A 24,130-nucleotide genomic window follows, 5' to 3' on the forward strand; every position below is an offset into this window, starting at 1 on the left:
ACCCGTTCGCCACTAATCCACCCGAAGGCTTCATCGTTCGACTTGCATGTGTTAAGCACGCCGCCAGCGTTCGTCCTGAGCCAGGATCAAACTCTCCAACAATGTCAAATTTGATCGAGGCAAATTTTCTTGCTCTCAAAGGAACCTCAAACGAGGTTCTTAATACATAAGCTCTACTGGCTTAGTTCACTAGCACACTGTTGAGTTCTCAAGCAACACACCCCGAATCGCACCGCACGCGGCCTTATCCGAAGCAGTCATTCCTAGCAGTTTTTGGTGAGACACCCACTCAATCACCCAGAGGTGAGAGCTTGGTTCGTGTCCCTCGGCCACCCGGTTTCCCTGGCGACTTGGAGAACTTTACATGGCCCGGAGGGGCCCGAAACAGGGGGGTACCTTAACTGCGTTTCCGCAGGTCAAGGCCCCTGTTTCGGGCCGGGGCCGCGATCAGCCCCCGACGCGGACGCCGGCGACGTTGCGCTTGCCCTTGCGGACCACGAGCCAGCGGCCGTGCAGAGCGTCGTCCGCGGACGGCTTCCACTCCTCGTCGGCGATCTTCGTGTTGTTGACGTACGCGCCGCCTTCCTTGACGGTGCGGCGCGCGGCGCTCTTGCTGTCGACGAGCCCGGCGGTGATCAGCAGGTCGACGATCGTCGACTCGCCGCTCGGGTCCGCCTTGCCGTTCGGCACCTCGGCCATGGCGGCGTCGAGGGTGGACGAGTCGAGCTCACGCAGCTCTCCCCTGCCGAAGAGCGCTTGGCTCGCGGCGACGACCTGCCGGGTCGCCCCCTCGCCGTGCACCAAGGTCGTGAAGTCCTCCGCCAGCTTCCGCTGCGCGGACCGCAGGTGAGGGCGCTGTTCGGTGTCCTCGGCGAGTGCCGCGATCTCCTCCTGCCCGAGGAAGGAGAACATCTTCAGGTAGCGGATGACGTCAGCGTCGCTGACGTTCAGGAAGTACTGGAACCACGCGTACGGCGAGGTCATCTCCGGGTCGAGCCAGACGCTGCCGCCGCCGGTGGACTTCCCGAACTTGCGTCCCTCGGAGTCGGTGACCAGCGGCGCGGTCAGCGCGTGGGTGTGCCCGCCGTCGGTCCGGCGGATCAGGTCGACGCCGCCGACGAGGTTGCCCCACTGGTCCGAGCCGCCGATCTGGAGCTTGCAGCCGTACTCGCGGTACAGGTGCAGGTAGTCCTGCGACTGCAGCAGCAGGTAGCTGAACTCGGTGTAGGAGATGCCGTCGCCTTCGAGGCGGCGCTTCACCGTCTCCCGGTTCAGCATCATGTTGACCGGGAAGTGCTTGCCGACATCGCGCAGGAACTCGACCACGCTCTGTTTCGCGGTCCAGTCCAGGTTGTTCTCGATGACCGCGCCGGTCGGCGAGTCGTCGAAGTCGACGAACCGTTCCAGCTGTCCGCGGATCCGGTCGGCCCACTCGGAGACGGTGTCCACCGTGTTGAGGGTGCGCTCACCGGTGTCGCGAGGATCGCCGATCATCCCGGTGGCGACGCCCGCCAGCACGATCGGGCGGTGCCCGGCGCGCTGGAAGCGCGAGAGCATCAGCAGCGGGACCAGGTTGCCGGCGTGCAGGCTCGGCGCCGTCGGGTCGAATCCGCAATAGAGCGTGAGGGGTCCTTGGTCGAGGTCTCGCCGCAGTGCGTCGGTGTCGGTGGATTGCGCGATCAGGCCGCGCCAGGTCAGCTCGTCAAGGATGTGCTCGCTCACGCCTGTAGATCCTCCCGCACCAGGTCAACCGACTATCGGCCGGGGGCCGCCGCCCGCCGCTTGCCGCCCCGTCGGTAGGTCGAGACCGCGGGCGAACCGTCGATCCAGAACCGCCACGGCGTGTCCATCGCCATCGCGACGCCGACGCGCGGCCCGCTGCGGATGGACGATTCTGGGACGCGTTCACCGGTGTACAGCCGGACGGGTGACGCGGGGTCGGTCAGGTCGACCCCGTTCTCTGCCTTGTCGATGCCGAGCACCGAGGTGAGGATGGCCGGGCCTTTGGCGAGCTCGCCGTTGCCCCGCGCCGACGGCCTCCGCGCCTTGGCGATGTCCGCGCCGGACACCACCTCCCCGGCGCGCAGCAGTACGGCGCCCGGCTGGCCATCTTCAGTGCCGACGACGTTGGCGCAGAAGTGCATGCCGTAGACGAAGTACACGTACAGATGCCCCGCAGGCCCCCACATGACCGCGTTGCGCGGGGTCTGGCCGCGATAGCAATGTGAGGCGGGGTCGTCGAGTCCGCGATAGGCCTCGACCTCGACCAGGCGGACGGCGACCGTGCCGTCGGGACCGGTCGCTTCGATCACCGCTCCGAGCAGGAGCGTCGACAGCTCCACCGGATCCAGAGCCAATTCCCGCCGGGTGAACTGCCTCCCGGTCACCACGTTCCGCACTCCCCGACCTTAACCGGCCCCTGCTCGGACCAGGTATCAGGCGATCTTCGGCGCCACTCGCATGCTGGTGTAGCAGCAGGCGGTGCCATCGGGCAGTTTCGTGAACAGCACCGGCATCCAGTCGTCGCCGAACATCGGGTTCATCCCGGCGAAGACGTTCTCCGACACCGGCACCAGATCCGCCTCGATCGGCGGGGCGATGCCTTCGAGACCGTCGGCGAATTCGTAGACGAAGCGCAGCTCCCCGTCCTTCTCGGTGACGGTGATGATGACGCCTTCGCGGCGATAGGTGCCCGCGAAAGTTGCGACGTTCACCGAAGGCGGCGACGGCGGCGGAGCGAAGTCGGCGGGCACCCGCACTCCGGCGAGTTCGCCGAGTAGTTCCCGGGACAGGTCGTTGTACAGCCGATCGGTCGTGCCGTGATTGGTGAGCAGGGCGAAGACCAGCCCGGCTTCCGGAACCACCCGCAGGTAGGAGCGCTGCCCGATCGAGGAGCCGTTGTGCCCGAAGCCGGGAACGCCGTTCCAGTCGTAGATCGACAGGCCAAGGCCCCAGCCGTCGGAACCGAGCGTCCATTTGTCGGGCACTTCGACCTCGCGACGCCGCATCGCGGTCACCGTGTCCTCGGCGAGCACGCGAGTCCCGTCGGCCGCGGTGCCGTCCAGCAGCATCCGCGCGAAGCGGACCACGTCACCGGCGGTGGCCAGGACTCGGCCGTAGGGACCGGCGTTACGCGGCATGAGATCCCAGGCGGCCGTCGGCTCCGGATCCTGCCCGAGATGCCCCATCGCGACGCGGAACCGCAACGCCTCTTCGGGCAGGGTCATCGTCTCGGCGAGCCCGAGGGGCGCGATGAGCCGTTCCCGCAAGGCGTTGTCCCAGGTCAGACCGGTGAGCACCTCGATGATCCGGCCGAGCACGTTGTACCCGACGCTGCTGTAGGACGCCGCCGTCCCCGGCTGGCAGTCCATCGCCACTCCCCTCGCCGCTTCGACGTACTTGGCGAGACAGTCGTCGCCGCGTCCGGTGTCCTCGATGAAGTCGCAGGTGAGGCCGCTCGTGTGACTCAGAAGCCGCCGGGCGGTGATCGTCTTGGTCGCGTCCGGATCGACCGTCGCGAACTCCGGCAAGACCTCGATCACCGGTGCGTCGAGATCCAGCCGCCCTTCCTCGGCCAGCCCCATCACCAGCGCGGCCGTGTAGACCTTCGCGACCGAGCCGAGCTGGAAGATCGAATCGGTGGTGGTCTCGACACCGGTCCCCCGGTGCAGGATCCCGCTCGCGAGTTCGTGGATCTCGCCGTCGATGAGTACGGCGAGGGTCGCACCGGGAACTTGGTGTTCGGCTCGCAGATCGTCGAGGCGGGACTGCCAGTGGTCAAGGTCGAATGTAGTCCGTACAATGTTAGGCATACTGAACACTGTACGGAAAGAAAGGAGAGTGCGGATGTCGGTCTGGGTTCGTCCTCCGAAACGCAAGCGCGAGCAGCCGTCGCTGAGCAGGGAACAGATCGTTTCCGCGGCCATCGAACTGCTCGACGCCGAGGGCATCGACGCGCTGAGCATGCGGAAGCTCGGGATCCGGCTCGGCGTGGCCGCCGCGTCGATGTACACCCACGTGGCCAGCAAGGACGAGCTGGTCGAACTGGTCGTCGACGAGATCTACGGCGAAGTCGCGCTCCCGGAGCCAGGTCCGTGGCGGGCGGCGGCGACGCGGTTCGCGCACGACCTGCGCTCGGTGTTCCTTCGCCATCCCTGGATCGGCTCGCTGCTCGGCGAGGCGGGGGTGGCGTATCTGGGGCCGAACGTCCTGCGGCTGTCGGAGGCGGCGCTGGCACTGTTCGAGGACGCCGGGTTCTCGCTGGACGACGCCGATCTGGCGTTCAACACGGTGATGGCGTTCGTCGTCGGGAGGGCCACCAGCGAAGCCGCATGGCTCACGACGCTCAAGCGCAGCGGGCAGAGCGAGCAGGAGTGGAAAGACCGGCTGTGGCCCGCCGCCGAGCAAGCGGTGCGGGACCATCCGCGGCTGAAGAAGCTCTACGCCGCACAGCGAAATCAGAAACCGGGCGAGACCAACGACGACGACTTCGAGCGCGGCCTCGGCTGCGTCCTCGACGGGCTCGGGACGAGGCTTCCCTGAAGTACAGGAAGGCCCCCTTCCTGTACCTAGGCGCAAGGAAGGGGGCCTTCATGTACTTCTTAGCTCAGCCAGGCGCGGTGTTCGGTGACGCGCGCGACCAGCCGGTCCCGCTGTTCGGCGACCCGCTGGGGAGCGGTTCCGCCACGAGCGTCGCGTGAGTTCACGGAGCCCTCGACGGTCAGCACCTCGCGTACGGCGGGCGTCAGCGCCGGGTTGATCTTCTCGAACTCTTCGTCGGTCAGTTCGTCCAGTCCGACACCGCGGCCCTCGGCGACGCGGACGCTCTCCCCCGCCGCTTCATGCGCGACACGGAACGGAACCCCTTGGCGCACAAGCCATTCGGCGATGTCCGTGGCGAGGGTGAACCCGGCGGGCGCCAGTGCGGCGAGCCGGTCGGTGTGGAAGGTCAGCGTCTCGAGCATGCCCGCGATCGCCGGGAACAGCAGTTCCAGCTGCTCGACGGAGTCGAAGACCGGCTCCTTGTCCTCCTGCAGATCCCGGTTGTACGCGAGCGGCTGCGCCTTGAGCGTCGCGAGCAGGCCGGTCAGATTGCCGATGAGCCGTCCGGCCTTGCCGCGGGTCAGCTCGGCGACGTCCGGGTTCTTCTTCTGCGGCATGATCGAGCTGCCGGTGGCCCACGCGTCGTCGAGGGTGACGTAGCCGAATTCGGCGGTGTTCCAGATGATCACCTCTTCGGCGATCCTGGACAGGTTGACCGCGAGCATCGCGACGTCGAAGGCGAACTCGGCGACGAAGTCCCGCGACGCGGTGCCGTCGATGGAGTTCTCGACGCTGGTGTCGAAGCCCAGTTCCGCGGCGACGGCTTCGGGGTCGAGCCCGAGCGAGGAGCCCGCGAGCGCGCCGGAACCGTAGGGCGACTCGGCGGTGCGGGCGTCCCAGTCACGCAACCGGGTGACGTCGCGCAGCAGCGACTGGCCGTGCGCGAGCAGATGGTGCGCCAGCAGGACCGGCTGGGCGTGCTGCAAGTGGGTGCGCCCCGGAAGGATCGCGTCCGGATGCCGCTTCGCCTGCGAAACCAGCGCGTCGACGACGCCGAGGGTGCCGGCGACCACCCGGCGCGCGGCGTCACGCAGCCACATCCGGAACAGCGTCGCGACCTGGTCGTTGCGCGAACGGCCCGCCCGCAGCTTGCCGCCGAGTTCGGTGCCCGCCCGCTCCAGCAGACCGCGTTCGAGCGCGGTGTGGACGTCCTCGTCGGCGATGGTCGGGGTGAACGCGCCCGAGGCGACGTCCTGCGCGAGTGTGTCCAGCGCGGCGAGCATGCCCGTCAGCTCGTCTTCGGTGAGAAGCCCGGCCTTCCGCAGCACTCGCGCGTGGGCCCTCGACCCGGCGATGTCGTACGGCGCCAGCCGCCAGTCGAAATGGGTCGACGCGCTCAGCGCCGCCATCGCCTCCGCCGGCCCGCTGGCGAACCGGCCGCCCCACAGCTGCACCGGCTGCTCATTCCCGCTCACAACACTCCTCGGATCCTTGGTTCTCTTCAGGCGACTGACTGATCGAACGTAGCGCCTGTGCTGAAGTCGTACAGTGTGCGCTCGTCGCGCGCGGAGTTCACGACCGCGTTGCCGCGGTGCAGGACCAGGCGGACTTCGCCGGACACCCGCCCGATACTGATCTTTTCCAGTTCGTCGTGCGCAGTGACCAGCGCGAGCGCGCCCGGGCTGTCGTAGATCTCGCGTCCTTTGAGCCCGAAGGCGCCGACACGGCGGTTCACCTGCTGGAAGGCCTCCAGCAGGGTCACGGTCTCCCCGTCGATGGCGACCGGTACACCTTCGTCGAAGGTGACGACCAGCTTCTCCGGATCGTCCGGGAAGGCGAACCCGTCAGGCGCCACCTTCGGTCTCCTCACCGCCGTCCTCTGTGGACGACCGTCGGGCCAGCGCCATGAAACGCTCGGCCAGGTCCTTGCCGGACAACGGTTCTCTCGCGATCACCGCGACCGTGTCGTCGCCGGCGATCGAGCCGACGACCTCCTCCAGCGCCGCCCTGTCGATGGCGCTGGCGAGGAACTGCGCCGCACCCGGCGGAGTACGCAGCACGGTCAGGTTCCCCGACGAGTCCGCCGAAACGAGCAACTCGGCGAGCAACCGCGAAAGCCGCGACGTGCCGCCCTGCACGCCGCGTACCGGGCTGCCGTCCTCCGGGATCACGTACACGGGAGCGCCGGAGTCGGCGCCCCGCAACTTGACCGCGCCCAGTTCGTCGAGGTCCCGCGAAAGCGTCGCCTGGGTGACGTCGATGCCTTCCGCCGCCAGGAGTTTCGCGAGCTCCGTCTGGCTGCGGATGGCCATCCTGGACACGAGTGCGGTGATCCGGGCCTGCCGGGTGACCCTGCTGCCGGTCATCGTCGCTTCTCGTCCAGTAGCCACACCAGCAGCGCTTTCTGGGCGTGCAGCCGGTTTTCGGCCTCGTCCCAGACCGCGCTCGACGGGCCGTCGATGACCTCGTCGGTGATCTCCCAGCCGCGGTGCGCCGGCAGGCAGTGCAGCACGATCGCCTCGTCCGCGGCGCGGCGCATCAGCCCGGCGTTGACCTGCAGCTCACGGAACGGGCCGACGCGGTCGAGACCGTCGTTCTCCTGCCCCATCGAGGTCCACGTGTCGGTGACGACGACGTCCGCGCCTTCGACCGCGGCGTACGGATCGGTGAAGACCGTGGTGCTGCCGCCGGTTTCGCTCGACCGGTGTTTGGCGTCGAGCATGACCTGCTGATCCGGCTGAAAGCCCTCCGGCGAGACGACACGCACGTTCATCCCGGCCGTGGTCCCGCCCAGCAGCAGCGAATGCGCCATGTTGTTGGCACCGTCGCCGAGGTAGACCAGGGTGAGCCCGGCGAGCTTGCCCTTGCGCTCGCGGATGGTCATCAGGTCGGTGAGCACCTGGCACGGGTGGAACTCGTCGGTGAGCGCGTTGATCACCGGGATGCTCGCCGCCGAGGCCATCGCGTCGATGCGCTTCTGGGCGAAGGTCCGCCACACGATCGCGTCCAGATACCGCGAAAGCACCCGCGAAGTGTCCTCGATGGTCTCTTCGCGGCCGAGCTGCATGGAGCGCCCGTCGACGATCACCGGGTGCCCGCCGAGCTGGGAGATGCCCACCTCGAACGAGAACCGGGTCCGGGTGGAGTTCTTCTCGAAGATCGCCGCGACGGACTTGCCCTCCAGCGCGCGGGAACTCAGCGGTTCGGCCTTCAGCTGGTCGGCGAGGTCCAGGATCTCGGCCTGTTCGGCCGGGCTGAGATCGTCGTCACGGAGAAAGTTGCGGAGCATGCGTTTTCGTCTCTGTCCTAGGTGGTGGTGGAATCGAGCGCCCCGGGAAGGGCTTCGAGGAATCCCTTGGCCTCGTCGGCGCTCAGGATCAGCGGTGGTGCCAGCCGGATGGTGTCCGGGGCGATCGGGTTGACCAGGTAGCCCGCCTCCTGCGCGGCCTTCGCGACCGCCGCCGAGACCGGTTCGCGCAACGCGATACCGAGCAGCAGCCCGGCGCCGCGGACCCCGGCGATCAGCGGGTGGCCGAGCTCCTCGACCCCGGTCGCGATGTCCTTGCCCAGTGCGGAAACGTGGTCGTTCAGGTTGTCCCGCGCGATGGTCTTGAGCACGGCGAGTCCGGCGGCACAGCAGATCGGGTTTCCTCCGAAAGTGGTTCCGTGCTGCCCCGGCTTCACGAGTTCGCCCACCTCGCCGACGCCGATGACCGCGCCGATCGGCAGGCCGCCGCCGAGGCCTTTGGCCAGGGTGATGACGTCCGGGACGATGCCGGCGTGCTGGAAGGCGAACCACGAGCCGGTGCGGCCGATGCCGGTCTGCACCTCGTCGAGGACCAGCAGGGTCCCGGTCGCTTTGGTGATCTCCCGCGCGGCCTGGAGGTAGCCGTCCGGTGCCGGGACGACACCCGCCTCCCCGAGGATCGGCTCGAGGAACACCGCCGCCGTGTCGATGTCCACCGCGGCGCGAAGCGCGTCGACGTCACCAAACGGAACGTGGGTGACGCCCGGGACCAGCGGCGCGAACGGCTCGCGCTTCGACGGCTGCCCGGTCAGGGTCAAGGCGCCCATGGTGCGGCCGTGGAAGGCCCCCTCACAGGCGACGATCTTCGTGCGCCCGGTGAGCCTGCTGATCTTCAGCGCGGCTTCGTTGGCCTCCGCGCCGGAGTTGACGAACAACACCTTCGCGTTGCCCGAGAGACCGGCGACGTCCAGGAGGGTTTCGGCGAGTTCGACCGCGACCGGGTTCACGTAGAGGTTCGACGTGTGCCCGAGTTTCGCGACCTGTTCGGAGACCGCGGCGACCACGGCGGGGTGGGCGTGGCCCAGCGCGTTGACCGCGATCCCGCCGATCAGGTCGATGTACGGCTTGCCGTCGGCGTCCCAGACCTTCGCGCCCTCACCGCGGACCAGCGTCAGCGACGGGGTGCCGTAGTTGTCCATGAGAGAAGACTTCCAGTGCTCCTGGCCGTCTACATTGGACTTGAGCGTGGTCACGGGAGCTCCGTTTCGGGGAAGACCATGGTACCGATGCCGCGGGAGGTGAAGACCTCCAGCAACACCGAATGGGCGATGCGGCCGTCGATCACGTGCGCACGGCGGACACCGCCGCGGATGGCGCGCACACAGGCCTCCATCTTCGGGATCATGCCGCTGGCGAGGCCGGGCAGCAGGGTTTCGAGGCGGTCCACGCGGATGCGGTCGACCAGCGAGCCGCGGTCCGGCCAGTTGGCGTAAAGGCCTTCGACGTCGGTGAGGACGACGAGTTTCTCCGCGCCCAGCGCGGCGGCCAGCGCACCGGCGGCGGTGTCGGCGTTGATGTTGTGCACGACGCCGTCGATATCCGGCGCCACGGTGGACACCACGGGGATCCGGCCCGCGTTGACGATGTCGAGCACCGCGTCCGGGTTGACCTCGGAGACCTCGCCGACCAGCCCGATGTCGACCGGTACACCGTCCACAGTGGCCTGTTTGCGCTCGGCGGTGAACAACCGCGCGTCCTCGCCGGAGATGCCGACCGCGTACGGGCCGTGCGCGTTGATCAGCCCGACCAGCTCGCGGCTGACCTGGCCGGTCAGCACCATGCGGACGATGTCCATCGTCTCGGGCGTGGTGACGCGCAGGCCGCCCTTGAACTCGCCTTCGACGCCGAGCCGGTTGAGCATCGCGGTGATCTGCGGGCCGCCGCCGTGCACCACCACCGGACGCAGCCCGGCCATGCGCAGGAACACCATGTCCTCGGCGAAAGCCTGCTTGAGGCTCTCGTCGATCATGGCGTTGCCGCCGTACTTCACCACGACGGTGGCGCCGTGGAAGCGCTGCAACCAGGGCAGGGCCTCGATGAGGATCGCGGCTTTCTCGGCGGCCGTCGCGAGCCGGTCGTCCGCGGGGACCGTGGATTCGGAAGGGCTCATGACGAATACGCGCTGTTCTCTTCGACGTACGCGTGCGAGAGGTCGGTCGTGTAGATCGTCGCCTCGCCTTCACCGAGCCCCAGGTCGACCACGATCTGGATGTCACGGCCGGAGAGGTCCGCCTCGGAACGGTCCGCGGCGGGGGTGCCCTTGGCGAACAGGGTGACGCCGTTGATCGTGATGGCGACCTTCTCCGGGTCGATCTCCGCGGGCACGCGGCCCAGCGCCATGGCGATGCGGCCCCAGTTCGGGTCCGAACCGAACAGCGCGGTCTTGACCAGGTTGTCCTCGGCGATCGTCCGGCCGACGGCGATGGCCTCCGCCTCGCTCGCCGCTCCGGTGACCGTGACGTCGACGTACTTGGTCGCGCCTTCGGAGTCCGCGCGCAGTTGCAGCACGAGGTCGAGGCTGACGGCGGTGAGCAGTTCGGTCAGTTCGGCCTCGGGCGGCTCGACGCCACTGGCGCCGGACGCGAGGACGAGGACGGTGTCGTTGGTGGAGGTGCCGCCGTCGACGTCGAGCCGGTCGAAGGTGACGCCGGTGGCGGCGCGCAGGGCCCTGTCGAGGACCTCGGGAGTGACGACCGCGTCGGTGGTGAGGACCGAGAGCATCGTCGCGAGGTTCGGGGCGAGCATCCCGGCGCCCTTGGCGAACCCGCCGACACTCCAGCCGCTGTCGTGCTTCGCGGCCGCCTGCTTCGGCTTGCTGTCGGTGGTCATGACCGCGGTGGCGGCGTTGAGATCGGTTTCGGCGCCGGTGCCGAGTTCCTTGAAGGCGGAGTCCACACCGGAAAGCAGCGCTTCCATCGGCAGCCGCTCGCCGATCAGGCCGGTCGAGCAGACCGCGACCTCGATCGCGCCTGCCTGGAAGAGTCCGGCGACCTTCTCGGCGGTCTGGTGCGTGTCCTGGAACCCGCCGGGTCCGGTGGCCGCGTTCGCGCCGCCGGAGTTGAGGACGACGGCCTTGAGGCGCTGCTGCTTGAGCACTTCTTGCGACCACAGCACGGGCGCGGCCTTGATCACGTTGCGGGTGAACACGCCGGCCGCGACCTGAAGCGGACCGTCGTTGACGACGAGCGCGAGGTCGAGCTTTCCGGCGGCCTTGATCCCGGCGGCGACGCCGGCGGCCCGGAATCCCTTCGGCTGGGTGATGGTCACGGAGCGACTCCTACGGTCGGAAGTCCGGTGGTCTCGGGGAGACCGAGCGCGAGGTTCATGGACTGGACGGCACCGCCGGCGGTGCCCTTGGTCAGGTTGTCGATGGCCGCGACCACGATCAGGCGCCGGGTGTCGGCATCGACGGTGACCTGCAGCTGGACGTTGTTCGAGCCGACCACCGAGGCCGACGACGGCCACTGGCCAGGAGGCAGGAGCTGGACGAACGGCTCGGCGGCGTAGGCCTTCTCGTACACCTCGCGGGCGCCGTCGGCGTCCAAGTCGGATTTGAGCGCGGCGCTCGCGGTGGTGAGGATCCCGCGCGGCATCGGGGCCAGCACGGGGGTGAAGGACACCTTGACCTGCTCGCCCGAGACCGCCGAGAGGTTCTGCGCGAATTCGGGGGTGTGGCGGTGGGCGCCGCCGACACCGTACGCGGTGGCCGAACCCATCACCTCCGAACCGAGGAGGTTCGGCTTGAGGCTCTTGCCCGCGCCCGAGGTCCCGGTGACGGCGACGACGTTGACCTCCGGCTCGATCAGGCCCGCGGCGAGGGCCGGGGCGAGGGCGATCGAACCGCCGGTCGGGAAACAGCCGGGGACCGCGATGCGCTTGGTCCCGGCGAGACGCTCGCGGGCACCGGGGAGTTCGGGGAGCCCGTACGGCCACTGCCCGGCGTGGTCACCGCCGTACCAGCGCTGCCAGTCGGCCTCGTTCGCGAGGCGGTGGTCCGCGCCGAGGTCGACCACCAGGACGTCCGGGCCCAGCTGGGCGGCGATGGCTCCCGAATGGCCGTGCGGCAGGGCGAGGAAGACGACGTCGTGCCCGGCCAGTGTCTCCGGGGTCGTCTCCAGCAGCACACGGTCCGCCAGCGGCGCGAGGTGCGGCTGGTGCTGGATCAGTGGCGTCCCCGCGGAGCTGGCCGCGGTCAGCGCGCCGATCTGGACTTCGGGATGGGTCAGCAGCAGGCGCAGGAGTTCGCCACCCGCGTACCCGCTGGCTCCGGCTACCGCGATCTTCACCGTCATACGAATGATTATGCACAGTCGTGCAAGTTCAATCAAACAAAGTCGTGCGGCTCACCCGATATCGGCCATCCTTGCCGCATGACAGACACGCCCGCCCGGTTGCTCAGCCTGCTGTCGCTGTTGCAGACACCACGCGAATGGCCTGGCAGCGAGCTCGCCGAGCGGCTGGAGGTCAGCCAGCGGACCATCCGGCGCGACATCGACAGGCTGCGTGAGCTCGGTTACCCCGTCGAGGCGTCACGAGGCTCCGACGGCGGCTACCGGCTTGGCGCGGGCGCGGCGATGCCACCGTTGCTGCTCGACGACGAGGAAGCCGTCGCGATCGCGGTCGGTCTCCGTGGCGCCGCCGGGCAGGCGATCTCGGGGATCGAGGAGTCGTCGGTCCGGGCGCTGGCGAAGCTCGAGCAGGTGCTGCCCTCGCGACTGCGTTACCGCGTCGGCGCGCTGGGTGCCGCGACCGTGCCGCTTCCCGGCACCGGCCCCGCGGTGGACCCGGAACACCTCACCGTCTTCGCCGGCGCGATCGCCAACACCGAGCGGACACGCTTCGCCTACCGCACCGGCGACGGGACCGAATCCCGGCGGCACGTCGAACCGCACCGGCTCGTCTCGGCCGGGCGCCGCTGGTACCTGCTCGGCTACGACCTCGACCGCGACGACTGGCGGATCTTCCGCGCGGACCGGATCTCCGAACCGCGCGCGACCGGCGGCCGGGCCACCCCCAGGCAGCCGCCCGCGGAGGACGTGGCGGCTTATGTCACCGACAGGATGTACAGCCTCCTTCCCACTTACAGTGCGCGCGTGACCCTGCACGCGCCGATGAACCAGGTCGCCCCCGCGATCGGGGACAGCATCGGCGAGATCGAGCCGATCGATGCCGAGAACTGCGTCTGGAACGCGGGTGCGGACACTCTCGACTGGCTCGCGTTCCGGCTGCTGGGGCTCGGCTGTGAATTCACCGTGCACGAACCGCCGGAACTGATCGGCCACCTCCGGGAGATGGCGGCGCGGATGAACCGCGGTATTTCGTCCACAGTGGACTAGGTCGTGTCCTGTGAGTCTGTTCGATGGGCTTCGTGATCCAGGTGGTTCCTGACGGTGCGGGCGGATCGGCCTCGTACCGGGTCGTACTCGGCCGCGTCCGCCCGTGCCGTCAGGGACCACCTGGGCGCGAAGACCGCGAACAGACTCACAGGACACGACCTAGCGGCCGCGAGGGCCGGGTGACCCTCGCGGCCGCCTTCGTTCAGCCGAGTTCACCTACCTCTCGCTGACTTGGCGGGATCGGGAGATACGCGCCCCGGCGCTCCGGGTCGCAGCCGACCCTCGGCAGCCGGGCCCTGATCCCGCCCGGCGTCCGTTCGAACCGCCGCGCGATCTCCTCGACGCTTTCCCCGGCCAGCCAACGGCCTTCCAGTTCGGCGTCCAGCTCTTCGGACCACGGCAGGCCCTGATGCGCGGGGCGGTCGGCCGATCTTCGGCGGCCGTTCCGGCCGTTGCTCCGACCGGCGAACGCCATCAGCGTGTCGGAAAGGACGGTCGCCAAAGCCGGTACGGCCTCGGCGTCGATGTCGAGCCTGCCTTCGGCGACAGGCTCCTCCTGCGGTCCGGCTCCGCCGACCATGACGGTCACCCAGCGGTCTTCCCCGGCCGCGCCGCCACCCTCACGGGCGGCGACCTCGATGCGATAAACGGTGTCCTGCACGCGGATCTCGGTCCGGTGCTCTTCGACAATGGTCATGCCGGGGACGCTAACGGGCGGCCCCGACAATTCCGCGGCCCGGCGGCGGGAATTCGGGCCGGGAGGGTGGATGACCGGTACTTTCAGCGCTTTTCGAGACGAGAGGGTGCCGGTCATGGCGGCTTCTCGCCGCATTTAGAGGACTAATTGCGGTGGGGCGGCACCTGCGCGGGGTCGTGGGCAGGGTCGGTGGTGGGCTCGTGATTGGCGATTCGGCCTATTGAGCGGTGCGTGTGGCTGCCCCGAGCACGCGTTCACCTGGCCATGAAGGCCTCCTTACCTACCCTGAGGGTAGTGAAAGAGTCCTTCGCTACCCTCCACCATGATTCCTGGCAACACCCACGATCCGCGTCCCACCATCGCCGCCGAGCTGTCCTGAAGACCACCGTTGAGACGTTGATCGTCTCAACGGTGACCTTCAGGACAGGGAAAACGCCCCTCGGTCACTTGCCTTCCATCGCGCCCGTCGCATTTAGAGGACCAATTGCGGCAGGCACAAAGGAATGCCCCGCTCCGGAACGAATCCGAAGCGGGGCACCTCAAAGCGACCGGGCTCAGAAAGGCAGTGCCTGAGCCAGCGCCTCCTTCTTCACTTCAGCGACGGACGGCACGTCCGACTTCTTCGCGCCTGCCGACGAACCGGCCGGAACCGGCTGCGGGACCGGGGCGCACTGCACGTCCGAACCGTTGCCCGGCTTCCGCGCGGGCAGCTTCCCGGTCAGCAGGTAGTCCGCGATCTTGTCGTCCACACAGGACACGCCGGACAGCGAGCCCGAGTGCGTGGTGCCACCGGGTGCGCTGATCAGGCTGGAGTTCGGGTAGCGCTTGCGGACCTCGAGGCTGCCGGGGTACGGCGTCGCGCCGTCGTTCTCCTCGTTGACCAGCAGGATGCCCGGCACCTTGCGTCCGTCGATCTCCACCGGCTTGCCCGACTTCGCGGGCCAGTTGAGGCACGGCGCGTTGAACCACGCGTTGCCCCAGGTCTCGAACGGTGCCCGGAAGTGCGTGACCCAGTTGTCGAACTTCCAGCGGCTCCAGCTCTGCGGCCACGCGACGTCGGTGCACTGCACGGCCGTGTACACCGCGTACCCGTTGTCCTGGCCCGGCGGGTTGGAGTCGTCGTACAGGCCCTTCAGGGTCTGCCAGTCTCCCTTGTGGACCCAGCCCGAGAACGCGTTCGCCATGTCTTCCCAGCCGAAGACGTAGTATCCGGCCTGAAGGAAGATGTCCGTCCACTCGGAACCGCCGATGACACCGCCGGCGGGCTTGTCGTACAGCTTCTTCTGCTCGGCGTACCACAGCTTCTCGACCGCGACCGCGGTCTTGCCGAGGTGGTAGACGTCGTCGTACTTGGCGAGCCAGCCGAAGTAGGTCTTGATGTTCTTGTCGAAGGCGATGTCCTGGTTCAGGTTCGCCTTGTACCAGACATCGCGGGGGTCGACGGTGCCGTCGAACACCATCCGCCGCACGTTCTGCGGGAACAGCGTGCTGTAGACCTGCCCGAGGTAGGTGCCGTAGGAGAAGCCGTAGTAGTTGATCTGCTTCTCACCCAGCGCCTTGCGCAGGCTGTCGACGTCCTTCGCGACATCGATGGTCTTGATGTGCTCGAGGATCGCGCCGTTCTTGGCGCACGCCTCCGCGTAGCCCTTCGCCTTGTCGAACCACGCCTTCTCGAGCGCACGCGTGGTCGGCACGTACTGCGGGCGGTTGTAGGAGGCGTAGTTACCGTCGCAGGTCAGCGACGGCTTGCTCTCCCCGACCCCGCGCGGGTCGAAGCCGATCCAGTCGTACTCGTCACCCGCCTTCTTGGGGACGGCCCGGCCGAGCGTCGACAGGCCGAGGCCGGAGCCGCCGGGACCACCCGGGTTGACCATCATGACGCCCTGCGATTGGGCGGACTTGTGCTTCACGCGCGAGACGGCGATCGAGATCTTCTCCCCGCCGGGCTTCGCGTAGTCCAGTGGGACCTCGAGGAAGCCGCATTCCGCGCCGGCCTTGACCAGGCTCGGACGCGTGCAGGCTCCCCAGGAGATGGGCTTCGGATCGAAGTCCGACGCCGAGGCGGCCGTGGCGGAGGGAGCGAGCGCCATGGTGCCGACGCCGATCCCCGCGACCGCCAGGGCGGCAACGAATTTCTTCACTGTGTTCCTTTTCGTCCGCGTTCGACCCGGTCGGGCCGAAGCTACCGAGAACCGGCTTCAATCTCGCTGACCGACACGTTGACCGCCATCCCTCTTTAGTCGGTATCCGCGCCTCGATCCGGGCATATCAGTCTTGTCGGTCCCCTGTCGTACGCTCGCGGCGTCCACTGGGGAAAGGAGTTCGCGTGAACGAGGTGAAAAGCCTGGTTTCGGCGGTTCGCAACGGTTTGGCCGGGCTGGCCGATCCGGAGAAAGCGCCGGGCATGCGGGCGTACATGAAGTCGCAGATGCCGTTCCTCGGTGTCGCGTCACCCCCTCGGGCTGCCTTGCTGAAGCGGCTCTTCGCCGAACATCCGCTACCCGATCGAGTGAGTTTCTCCGCTGCCGTCCTCACCTTGTGGCGTGAAGCGGAATTCCGTGAAGAGCGGTACGCGGCGGTGGCCCTTTCCGGACATCGCTCCTTCGCCCGATGGCAGGACAGCGCTCTGCTCGGCCTGTACGAAGAGATGATCGTGACGGGCGCGTGGTGGGACTACGTCGACGAGGTCGCCATCCGCCGCGTCGGGCCGATCCTGCGCGCGGAGCCGGAGACGGTGACGCCGTTGATGCTGACCTGGGCCTACGACGAGGACAGGTGGCGACGTCGGACGGCGGTGATCTGCCAGGTCGGGGCCAAGGGCGGCACTGACACCGATCTGCTCACCCGGGCAGTCGAGGCGAACATCGACGACAAGGACTTCTTCCTGCGCAAGGGAATCGGCTGGGCGCTGCGCGAGTACGCGAAAACCGAGCCGGACTGGGTGCGCGCCTTCGTCGCCGCGCACCCGGCACTGTCCAATCTGTCCCGGAAGGAGGCGCTCAAGCACCTGGGAGGTTGAGCACCGGCCGCGGGATCAGCGCGACGAGTCCCTCGATCACCTCGCCGAATTCGGGCAACAGCTCCCTTGTCTCCTTCAGATCGCGAAGCAGGTCGAGCCGCACCTCTTCGGACGGTCCTTCGCCGAGCAAGTCGGCGAGGTTGCGTTTCGCGTCTTCGGTGCGCCCGAGGACAAGGAGGTAGAAGAGCGGCTGGGTCTTGGTGTCCCAATCGCCGGGGTCGGCCGTGGCACCGGCGACGGCCTCTTCGAGGGCTTCGCCGAAACGTCGTTCGGCTTCCTCGGTTCGCCCGGTCTTCAGCCAGGCCAGCGCGAGAAGATTGCGGGCCCACGGGGATTCCGGCGCGAGAGGACGCAGGACCTCCATCGCCTCGTCCGTCTTCCCCGCGTACAGCAAGGCTTCCCCGAGGTTCCCGGCGTGGTCGGTGTCGTCCGGATACTGGGCGACCAGTTCACGCAGTTCCCGGACGGCTTCCTCGTGGTCACCCGCCCGGCGATGGATCTCCGCACGCAGGGCGCGAACGCTGTCGTCTTGGCCGACGGCCAGCGCGCTGTCCACATCGGACAGCGCGCCGTCGAAATCGCCGAACAGAAGGCGATGACGGGCACGCCGGTGGAAGGCGTATCTGTCCTGCGCCAACCGGACCGCTACGTCCAGCTCCGCCCGGGCTTCCTCGTGACGGTCCAGGTCCGCGAGGTTGTCGCCCCGGAGGGTGTGGAAGAAGGCGCTCTCCGGGTTCGCTTCGAGTGCGGCGTCGATGTCGACGAGGGCGGCTTCGTAGTCGTCCGAAGCCCGGTAGGCGAACGCTCGCCAAACGTGGGCCCATTCGTTGGCGGGCTCGAGTTCGAGCGCGCGGTTCAGCGACTCCATCGCCTCGTCGCGCCGCTTCAACGGCCGGAGCAGCACCATCCCTCGCCGCAAATGGTTCTCGGCGTCCTCGGGGGCCAGTTCGATCGCCCGGTCGAAGTCGGCGAGTGCCGCTTCGGAAGCACCCTCGGCGTCATGCACCTGGCCACGCATGTAGCACGCCCACTCGTAGTCCGGGTCGATCCGGAGGGCGGCGGTGAAGCCGTCGGTCGCGAGCCGATACCGCTCGCCGCGGTAGTGGAACGCCGCCCGGATCGCGTGGGACCTCGCGTTCTCCCTGTTCGCCGCGATGACCGCATCGAACGTCTTCGAAGCGCCGTCCTCGTCCCCGGTCTGTTCGAGGAACCACGCGAGCTCGGTCAGGTAGTAGACGTCCTTGGGGCGCAGCGCGTCCGCCGCCCGGTACCCGGCGAGGGCTTCCTCGTTCTCCCCCAGTTCGGCCAGCAGCATCGCCCGCTGGCAGATCGCCCAGGCATAGTCGGGATCGAGCCGGATCGCGATGTCGAGTTCGTCGATCGCCTTCCGGGGTTCTCCGCGCTTGACGTACACCTCGCTCCGGGCGGTGTACGCCCACGCGTGGTCGGGTTCGAGGCGGACGGCCTCGTCGAGATCGGCCATCGCACCGTCGAGATCGCCGAGTCCGGCGCGGGCGGAACCGCGCCCTCGCCACGAATAGGCGTAGGCGGGGTCGAGTTCGATCGCCCGGTTCAGATCCGACAGCGCCCGTTCCCAGTCGCCTTCGTTGTGGAACAGATTGCCCCGGTCACTCCAGACGTAGGGGTCGGCGGGGTTGAGGTCGCAAGCCCGGTCGTAGTCCCGCTTCGACGGCTCGAACTCGTCCAGGCCCTCGTAGGCCCAGGCACGACGGCGGATCACCGTCGAGAGGCGGGCCGTGTCGAGTTCACCGGCACCGGCGAGCAGGTCGAGCACCGGGATCTCCCGGGAACCGTCGCCGTCCCCGATGGCGGCGGTCAGCCGCTGTGCCCAGTCCAGTACGGCGGGCGCGTCCGCGTCGACGCCCGCCTGCTCCATCATCCGCGCCCAGGTCCGCGCGGCCGCGGTACCCGAAGTGATCATCTCGGCGGCCCCGAGCAGGGCGTCCGGCAGCGCTTCCGCCGGATCACCGCAAAGCCGGTGGTAGGTCTGTTCGAGTTTCCTCCGCTGCCAGCCTTCGTTGCTCCAGGCGTCGCGATGGCGGCTGAGTCCGAGTTCGGCGCACCGGCCTTCGTAGTACTCGCTGAGCCGCCGGTGGTGTTCGGCGAAGGCCGCCGGTGAGCTCCCGCGTTCCAGACGCACCATCGGACCGCGGACCACCGGGTGATAGCGCACCGGAAGCTCGCGCCGCCCGACGAACGGCAGTTCCCGCAACCAGCGGAAGGTCTCCCCCGCGGTTTCCTTCCCGGTCAGGACGCCGAGGACGTCTTCGTCCAGGACACGGGGAAGCGACGCCGTGGCGGCGATCTTCTGCTTGGCCTTCTCGGGAACCCAGTGCAGGAACCGTTTGACCGCGTCGTCGCTGGGATCCCCGACGGCGCCCGCTTCGGCGGGCTTTCCCCGTGCCAGCATGGCGACCAGGACGGGCAGGCCGTCGGTCAGCCGCAGCACGATCTCGATCACCTCTTCGTCGGTGATCCCGTGTTCGGCGAGCAGACGCCGTGCCTCCGGTTCGGTGAACGGCCGGAGTTCGACCTCGTGCACCAGCGGCGCGTGCCTGTTCCACTTCGCCTCGTCCAGCGGGAACTGCCCGGCCGTGGTGAGCACGAGGTTCTGCGGCAGGTCGCCGTACAGTCCGCCGAACAGGTCGAGCAGCCACGTCTCGAGCACTGGCGCCGTTCGCTCGAAGGTGTCGAAGAACAGCGCGATCTGCCGGGATTCGGGAACCCGCCAGAGATCCTCGACGAACGGCTTGGTCAGTTCCTCCGCCGGATCGAGGAGCAGCCGCACATCGGCTTTCCGCTTGAACTTCGCCGCGAGATAGCTCTGCAACTGTTCCAGCTGCTTCGCCGTCGCGTCGGCGTCGATCGCGTCGGCGGCGATGCTTCCGCCGGGAAGCGTCTTCGCCACACCGAGACTGGCTTTGACCACTGTCTTCGTCACGAGCGCACGGCCGGCGGCCGGGGCCTGCGGATCGCTGTGGAGCCGCTCCCTCGCCTTGAGGTAGAACTCGTGGCGTTTCTCGAACCGGCGCATCTCGTGTCCGCTGCGCGCGAGGTCCTTCGCCAGTTTGACCAGTGTCGCGGGCAGATCCTGCTGCCGGTCGTCCGCGAAGCCGACGGCCGCACGGGTTTCCTCGGCGATACCCCGGAGCTGTTCGAGGAGGAAGGACTTGCCGACCCCGGCGAGACCGTGCACCGAGAACAGGTAGCGGCGGCGCCGATCACTCCCCGGCAGCCCCAGATTGACCCGGAAGTCCTCGCGTTCCCCGACTCTGCCGACGAAACCGTCGCTCAGCCGGGCACGGGCGACGTCTTGGATGCTGGACCGACCGTCTGGACGTGACACAAGTCCTCACTTTGCCACATCCACGACGCGTGAAGGCCCCCTTCCCTCGGTTGAACTGAGAGAAGGGGGCCTTCACGGGACTACAGGTCAGGCCCGCAGGCTCGCGTCGAAACGCTCACCGGCGACCGCGACGGCGGCGTCACGGGCCTTGGTGGCCTCGTCGACGGTCAGCGTGCGATCCGCGGCACGGAACCGCAGCTTGTACGCCACCGAACGTTTGCCCTCGCCCAGCTGCTCACCCTGGTAGGCGTCGAACAGCGTGATGTCCTCGAGCAGTTCGCCCGCGCCTTCGCGCAGCGCCTCGGCCAGGTCGGCCGACGGCACGCTCGCCTCGGCGACGAGGGCGACGTCGAGCAGCACCGGCGGGTAGGCCGAAATCCGCGGCGCCGGACGGCCGTCCGGGATCGGGATCGCGTCCAGGTCGAGTTCCATCGCGACGGTGCGCGGCGGCAGGCCGAGCGCCTCGACGACCTTCGGGTGCAGCTCACCGGCGTATCCGACGGGCCACTGCCCCACCCGCAGCTGCGCGCACCGGCCAGGGTGCCACGGCGGCTGGTCCGCCGCGGCCGTGGTCAGCTCGACACCGGCGGCCTGTGCCACCAGCCGCGCCGCCTGCACCGCGTCGGCCCAGTTCGCCTGTTCGCCTTCGCCCCACCAGCCCGCGCGGCCACGCTGGCCCGCGAGCACGACGGCGACGTGCACCGGCTGCGGCGGGACGGCCGCCTCCAGTACCGCGAGTTCCTCGTCGGTCGGGCGCTGATCCACTCCGAGCGAAGGCATCGGGATCGGGTTCGGCCCCGGCAGGACCACCTGTCCGACGTGGAACAGCGAGACGTCCTTGAAGCCACGGGAGATGTTGCGCTGCAACATTTCCAGCAGACCGGGCAGCAACGTGCTCGCCATCCGGTCCTTGTCCGCTTCCAGCGGGTTGCGGACCTGGACGGTCCTGCGGCGGACGTCGTCCTCAGGCAGCCCGAACGAATCCCAGACCGAATCCGAGATGAACGGGAAGGGCAGCACCTCGACGTAACCCGCCTCGGCCAGCGCACGCGCGACCGAACGGCGACGGCGCTGCGTGTCGGTCAGGCCGCGGCCCGCCGGGGCTTCGGGCAGCACCGACGGGATGCTGTCGTAGCCCTCAAGCCGGAGCACCTCCTCGACCAGGTCGGCGGGCTGCACCAGGTCGCCGCGCCAGCTCGGCGGGACCGCGGTCACCAGTGCGGTGCCGTCCTCGGACGAGCCCACGTTGACCTTGCAGCCGATCTGCGAGAGCCGCCGGACCGTGACACCGCGCTCGTAACGCACCCCGGCCACCTGGTCGGGGAGGCTGATCGGCATGGTCACCGGCTGGTTCGGCTCGACACCGCCCTCGTCGGTGCGGCCGGGCAGGATCGAGCCGTCGCCGTACTGGCGCAGCAGGCGCGCGGCGAATTCGACGGCCACCGCGCACAGCTGCGGGTCGGTGTAACGCTCGAACCGCTTGGCCGCCTCGGAGAACAGCTTGTGACGGCGGGCCGTCCGGCTGATCGACGAGGGATCCCAGTGCGCCGCTTCGAGCAGCACGTCGGTGCTCTCCGACGTGATCTCGGTCGACGCGCCACCCATCGTGCCCGCCAGCGAGATGACCCCGGTGTCGTCGGCGATGATCACGTCGTCGGCGTCGAGAGTGCGCTCGACATCGTCCAAAGTGGTCAGTTTCTCGCCCGGCTTCGCCTTGCGCACCACCAGATCGCCCTTGACCGACCCGGTCGCGAACGCGTGCAGCGGATGCCCGAGCTCGATCATGACGTAGTTGGTCACGTCGACCGCGAGCGAGATCGAGCGGATACCGGCCAGCATCAGACGGCGGCGCATCCACCACGGTGTCGGCGCGGTGGCGTCGAGGTCCTTGACCCGGCGCAGCACGAACCGCTTGCACCCCTCGGTGTCCTCGAGGTGCACCGGCCACGCGACGCTCTCGGCCGCCGGTACCTCGATGGACGCCGGGTCCCCGAACGGGACGTCGAGCGCGTTCGACAGCTCGCGGGCCAGCCCGCGGACCGACAGCGTGTACCCGCGGTCCGGGGTCGGCGTCACCTCGAGGACGGTGTCGTCGAGGCCGAGCAGCTTGTTGGCGTCCTCGCCGGGGCTGGCGGTGCTCGGCGGCAGCACCAGGATGCCGGAGTGGTCGTCACCGATGCCGAGTTCGCTCGCGGAGCAGATCATGCCGTCGCTGAGCCTGCCGTAGGTCTTGCGCGAACCGATCTCGAAACCGCCGGGCAGCACCGTGCCGGGCAGCGCGACGATGACCAGGTCACCCTCGGCGAAGTTCGTGGCACCACAGATGATCCCGCGAGTCCGGATCCCCGTGGGGCCTTCGTCCTCGAAAGGACCTTCGTCATCGTCATCATCGGCGTCGACGTTCTCGTCGGGCTTGTCGGTGTCCTCTTCGGACTCTCCGACGTCGACCCGGCAGAAGCGGACCGGCTTCTTGAACTCGGTCAGCTCCTCGATCTCGGCCACGCGGCCCACCACGAGCGGGCCGGTGACCGGTTCGAGCGCGCGGACCTCGTCGACCTCGATGCCGATACGCACGAAGGCGTCGGCCAGATCCTGGGCCGTGACCTCCTCGTCGACGTCGAGGTGCTCGGTCAGCCAGCTGGCTGGGACCTTCACTCAGGCCTCCGTTCCGAAGGGCAGGGTGAACCTGATGTCGCCCTCCACCATGTCGCGCATGTCCGGGATTCCGTTGCGGAACTGCAGGGTGCGCTCGATACCCATGCCGAAGGCGAAGCCCGAGTAGACCTCGGGGTCGACGCCGCAGGCACGCAGGACGTTGGGGTTGACCATGCCGCAGCCGCCCCATTCGACCCAGCCCGCGCCACCCTTCTTCTCCTCGAACCAGACGTCGACCTCGGCCGACGGCTCGGTGAACGGGAAGAAGTGCGGGCGCAGTCGGGTCTTCGAGTTCTCGCCGAACATCGCGCGGGCGAAGGCGTCGAGGGTGCCCTTGAGGTGCGCCATCGTCAGGCCCTTGTCGATCGCGAGCCCTTCGACCTGCGAGAACACCGGAGTGTGCGTCGAGTCGAGTTCATCGGTCCGGTAGGTACGGCCTGGGCAGACGACGTACACGGGCAGGTCGCGGTGCAGCAGCGCGCGGGCCTGCACCGGCGAAGTGTGCGTCCGCAGCACCAGCCCGGAGTCCTCCTCACCGAGGTAGAACGTGTCCTGCAGCTGGCGCGCGGGGTGGTCCTTGCCGAAGTTCAGCGCGTCGAAGTTGAACCACTCGGCTTCGAGTTCCGGACCGTCGGCGACCTCGTAGCCCATCGCCACGAACGCGTCGGCGATCCGCTCCGAAAGGGTCGCGATCGGGTGCCGGGCGCCGCGGGGGAGGCGGTCCCACGGAAGCGTGACGTCGACGGTCTCCTCACGGAGCACCTTTTCGTCACGTTCCACCTGGAGCACGGCACGGCGCGCGTCGAAGGCGGCCTGGATGCCTTGCCGCGCTTCGTTGACCCGCTTCCCCGCCTCGGCCTTCTCCTGCTTCGGCAGGGCGCCGATCTCGCGGCGCGCGAGCAGCAGCGGAGACTGGTCCCCGAGGTGGGCGGGTTTGACCGCGGCCAGCGCGTCGAGATCCGCCGCGGCCGCGAAGTCCGTCTCGGCCTGCTTGACGGCGGCCGTCAACGTTTCCGGCGCGAGCGCCCCCGCCTGGGGGTTCTGCTTGTCGTTGGCTTCGGACATAACTCCTCGGCGTCCGCTGGGACTGGTCCGGTGCACGCGAGCGCACACATGGGTTTAGCAGCTGCTGAATTCTATGGGACAGCGAACGGCGGCCCCCGATCACCCTCGGGCTGGGCACACCGTCACTCGGAAGTGCGAAAAA

Annotated in this window: 19 protein-coding genes and 1 rRNA gene; 3 read left to right on the forward strand and 17 right to left on the reverse strand. The window is 68.5% G+C overall.

The window, feature by feature from the left end; translation table 11 throughout:
• The 4 genes from ACLARN_RS37275 to ACLARN_RS37290 form a co-directional block, all read right to left on the reverse strand.
• Positions 1-102: ribosomal RNA gene (locus tag ACLARN_RS37275) — 16S ribosomal RNA — on the reverse strand; the annotation flags it as partial.
• 345 nt (positions 103-447) lie between these two features.
• Positions 448-1,722 carry a tyrosine--tRNA ligase gene (gene tyrS / locus ACLARN_RS37280; protein WP_409496189.1) on the reverse strand — a complete coding sequence of 425 codons (1,275 nt, stop codon included), beginning with the start codon at positions 1,720-1,722 and terminating at the stop codon, positions 448-450.
• Between the two features lie 32 nt (positions 1,723-1,754).
• Positions 1,755-2,390 carry a DNA-3-methyladenine glycosylase gene (locus tag ACLARN_RS37285; RefSeq protein WP_409496248.1) on the reverse strand — a complete coding sequence of 212 codons (636 nt, stop codon included), beginning with the start codon at positions 2,388-2,390 and terminating at the stop codon, positions 1,755-1,757.
• A 45-nt stretch (positions 2,391-2,435) separates the two neighbouring features.
• Positions 2,436-3,812 carry a serine hydrolase domain-containing protein gene (locus tag ACLARN_RS37290; protein ID WP_409496190.1) on the reverse strand — a complete coding sequence of 459 codons (1,377 nt, stop codon included), beginning with the start codon at positions 3,810-3,812 and terminating at the stop codon, positions 2,436-2,438.
• Between the two features lie 34 nt (positions 3,813-3,846).
• On the opposite strand from ACLARN_RS37290, the gene ACLARN_RS37295 reads away from it, so the two are divergent.
• On the forward strand, positions 3,847-4,542 hold the full coding sequence (locus ACLARN_RS37295; RefSeq protein WP_409496191.1) for a TetR/AcrR family transcriptional regulator: 696 nt from the start codon (positions 3,847-3,849) through the stop codon (positions 4,540-4,542).
• A gap of 59 nt (positions 4,543-4,601) precedes the next feature.
• Here ACLARN_RS37295 and argH read toward each other — a convergent pair whose 3' ends face one another.
• The 8 genes from argH to argC are packed head-to-tail and all read right to left on the reverse strand — an operon-like array spanning position 4,602 to position 12,141.
• Positions 4,602-6,017, reverse strand: coding sequence for an argininosuccinate lyase (gene argH / locus ACLARN_RS37300; protein ID WP_409496192.1), 1,416 nt, complete (start codon positions 6,015-6,017; stop codon positions 4,602-4,604).
• Positions 6,018-6,043: 26 nt separating this feature from the next.
• Positions 6,044-6,397, reverse strand: a complete 354-nt coding sequence (locus ACLARN_RS37305) for an argininosuccinate synthase (RefSeq protein ID WP_409496193.1) — start codon at positions 6,395-6,397, stop codon at positions 6,044-6,046.
• Positions 6,387-6,908 (reverse strand): arginine repressor, encoded by a 522-nt coding sequence (locus ACLARN_RS37310; protein WP_409496194.1) that lies wholly within the window; start codon positions 6,906-6,908, stop codon positions 6,387-6,389. The genes ACLARN_RS37305 and ACLARN_RS37310 overlap by 11 nt, the downstream gene beginning before the upstream one ends.
• Positions 6,905-7,831 carry an ornithine carbamoyltransferase gene (gene argF / locus ACLARN_RS37315; protein WP_409496195.1) on the reverse strand — a complete coding sequence of 309 codons (927 nt, stop codon included), beginning with the start codon at positions 7,829-7,831 and terminating at the stop codon, positions 6,905-6,907. The genes ACLARN_RS37310 and argF overlap by 4 nt, the downstream gene beginning before the upstream one ends.
• A 17-nt stretch (positions 7,832-7,848) precedes the next feature.
• Positions 7,849-9,042 (reverse strand): acetylornithine transaminase, encoded by a 1,194-nt coding sequence (locus ACLARN_RS37320; RefSeq protein ID WP_409496196.1) that lies wholly within the window; start codon positions 9,040-9,042, stop codon positions 7,849-7,851.
• On the reverse strand, positions 9,039-9,959 hold the full coding sequence (argB, locus tag ACLARN_RS37325) for an acetylglutamate kinase (protein ID WP_409496197.1): 921 nt from the start codon (positions 9,957-9,959) through the stop codon (positions 9,039-9,041). The genes ACLARN_RS37320 and argB overlap by 4 nt, the downstream gene beginning before the upstream one ends.
• Positions 9,956-11,116: a bifunctional glutamate N-acetyltransferase/amino-acid acetyltransferase ArgJ gene (gene argJ / locus ACLARN_RS37330; protein ID WP_409496198.1), complete on the reverse strand. Its 1,161-nt coding sequence runs from the start codon at positions 11,114-11,116 to the stop codon at positions 9,956-9,958. The genes argB and argJ overlap by 4 nt, the downstream gene beginning before the upstream one ends.
• Positions 11,113-12,141: an N-acetyl-gamma-glutamyl-phosphate reductase gene (gene argC, locus ACLARN_RS37335; RefSeq protein WP_409496199.1), complete on the reverse strand. Its 1,029-nt coding sequence runs from the start codon at positions 12,139-12,141 to the stop codon at positions 11,113-11,115. The genes argJ and argC overlap by 4 nt, the downstream gene beginning before the upstream one ends.
• A 78-nt stretch (positions 12,142-12,219) precedes the next feature.
• Here argC and ACLARN_RS37340 point away from each other — a divergent pair, with 78 nt between their 5' ends.
• Positions 12,220-13,185: a helix-turn-helix transcriptional regulator gene (locus ACLARN_RS37340; RefSeq protein ID WP_409496200.1), complete on the forward strand. Its 966-nt coding sequence runs from the start codon at positions 12,220-12,222 to the stop codon at positions 13,183-13,185.
• 202 nt (positions 13,186-13,387) lie between these two features.
• On the opposite strand, the gene ACLARN_RS37345 is transcribed toward ACLARN_RS37340, so the two are convergent.
• Positions 13,388-13,882: a helix-turn-helix domain containing protein gene (locus tag ACLARN_RS37345; RefSeq protein WP_076157032.1), complete on the reverse strand. Its 495-nt coding sequence runs from the start codon at positions 13,880-13,882 to the stop codon at positions 13,388-13,390.
• 554 nt (positions 13,883-14,436) lie between these two features.
• The gene (locus ACLARN_RS37350) at positions 14,437-16,023 is read right to left on the reverse strand and encodes an alpha/beta hydrolase (protein WP_409496201.1); all 1,587 of its coding nucleotides are present in this window, start codon (positions 16,021-16,023) and stop codon (positions 14,437-14,439) included.
• A gap of 185 nt (positions 16,024-16,208) precedes the next feature.
• Between ACLARN_RS37350 and ACLARN_RS37355 the strand changes: the two genes are divergently transcribed.
• Entirely contained in the window at positions 16,209-16,901 is a 693-nt protein-coding gene (locus ACLARN_RS37355; RefSeq protein ID WP_409496202.1) for a DNA alkylation repair protein, read from the forward strand.
• On the opposite strand, the gene ACLARN_RS37360 is transcribed toward ACLARN_RS37355, so the two are convergent.
• The 3 genes from ACLARN_RS37360 to pheS form a co-directional block, all read right to left on the reverse strand.
• Entirely contained in the window at positions 16,882-20,268 is a 3,387-nt protein-coding gene (locus ACLARN_RS37360; RefSeq protein WP_409496203.1) for a tetratricopeptide repeat protein, read from the reverse strand. The two genes, ACLARN_RS37355 and ACLARN_RS37360, sit on opposite strands and share 20 nt — an antisense overlap.
• A gap of 87 nt (positions 20,269-20,355) precedes the next feature.
• On the reverse strand, positions 20,356-22,923 hold the full coding sequence (gene pheT, locus ACLARN_RS37365; RefSeq protein WP_409496204.1) for a phenylalanine--tRNA ligase subunit beta: 2,568 nt from the start codon (positions 22,921-22,923) through the stop codon (positions 20,356-20,358).
• Positions 22,924-23,988: a phenylalanine--tRNA ligase subunit alpha gene (pheS, locus tag ACLARN_RS37370; RefSeq protein WP_409496205.1), complete on the reverse strand. Its 1,065-nt coding sequence runs from the start codon at positions 23,986-23,988 to the stop codon at positions 22,924-22,926.
• Between the last annotated feature and the right edge of the window lie 142 nt (positions 23,989-24,130).

This window comes from Amycolatopsis sp. cmx-11-12, assembly GCF_046269425.1.
Taxonomy (GTDB): domain Bacteria; phylum Actinomycetota; class Actinomycetes; order Mycobacteriales; family Pseudonocardiaceae; genus Amycolatopsis.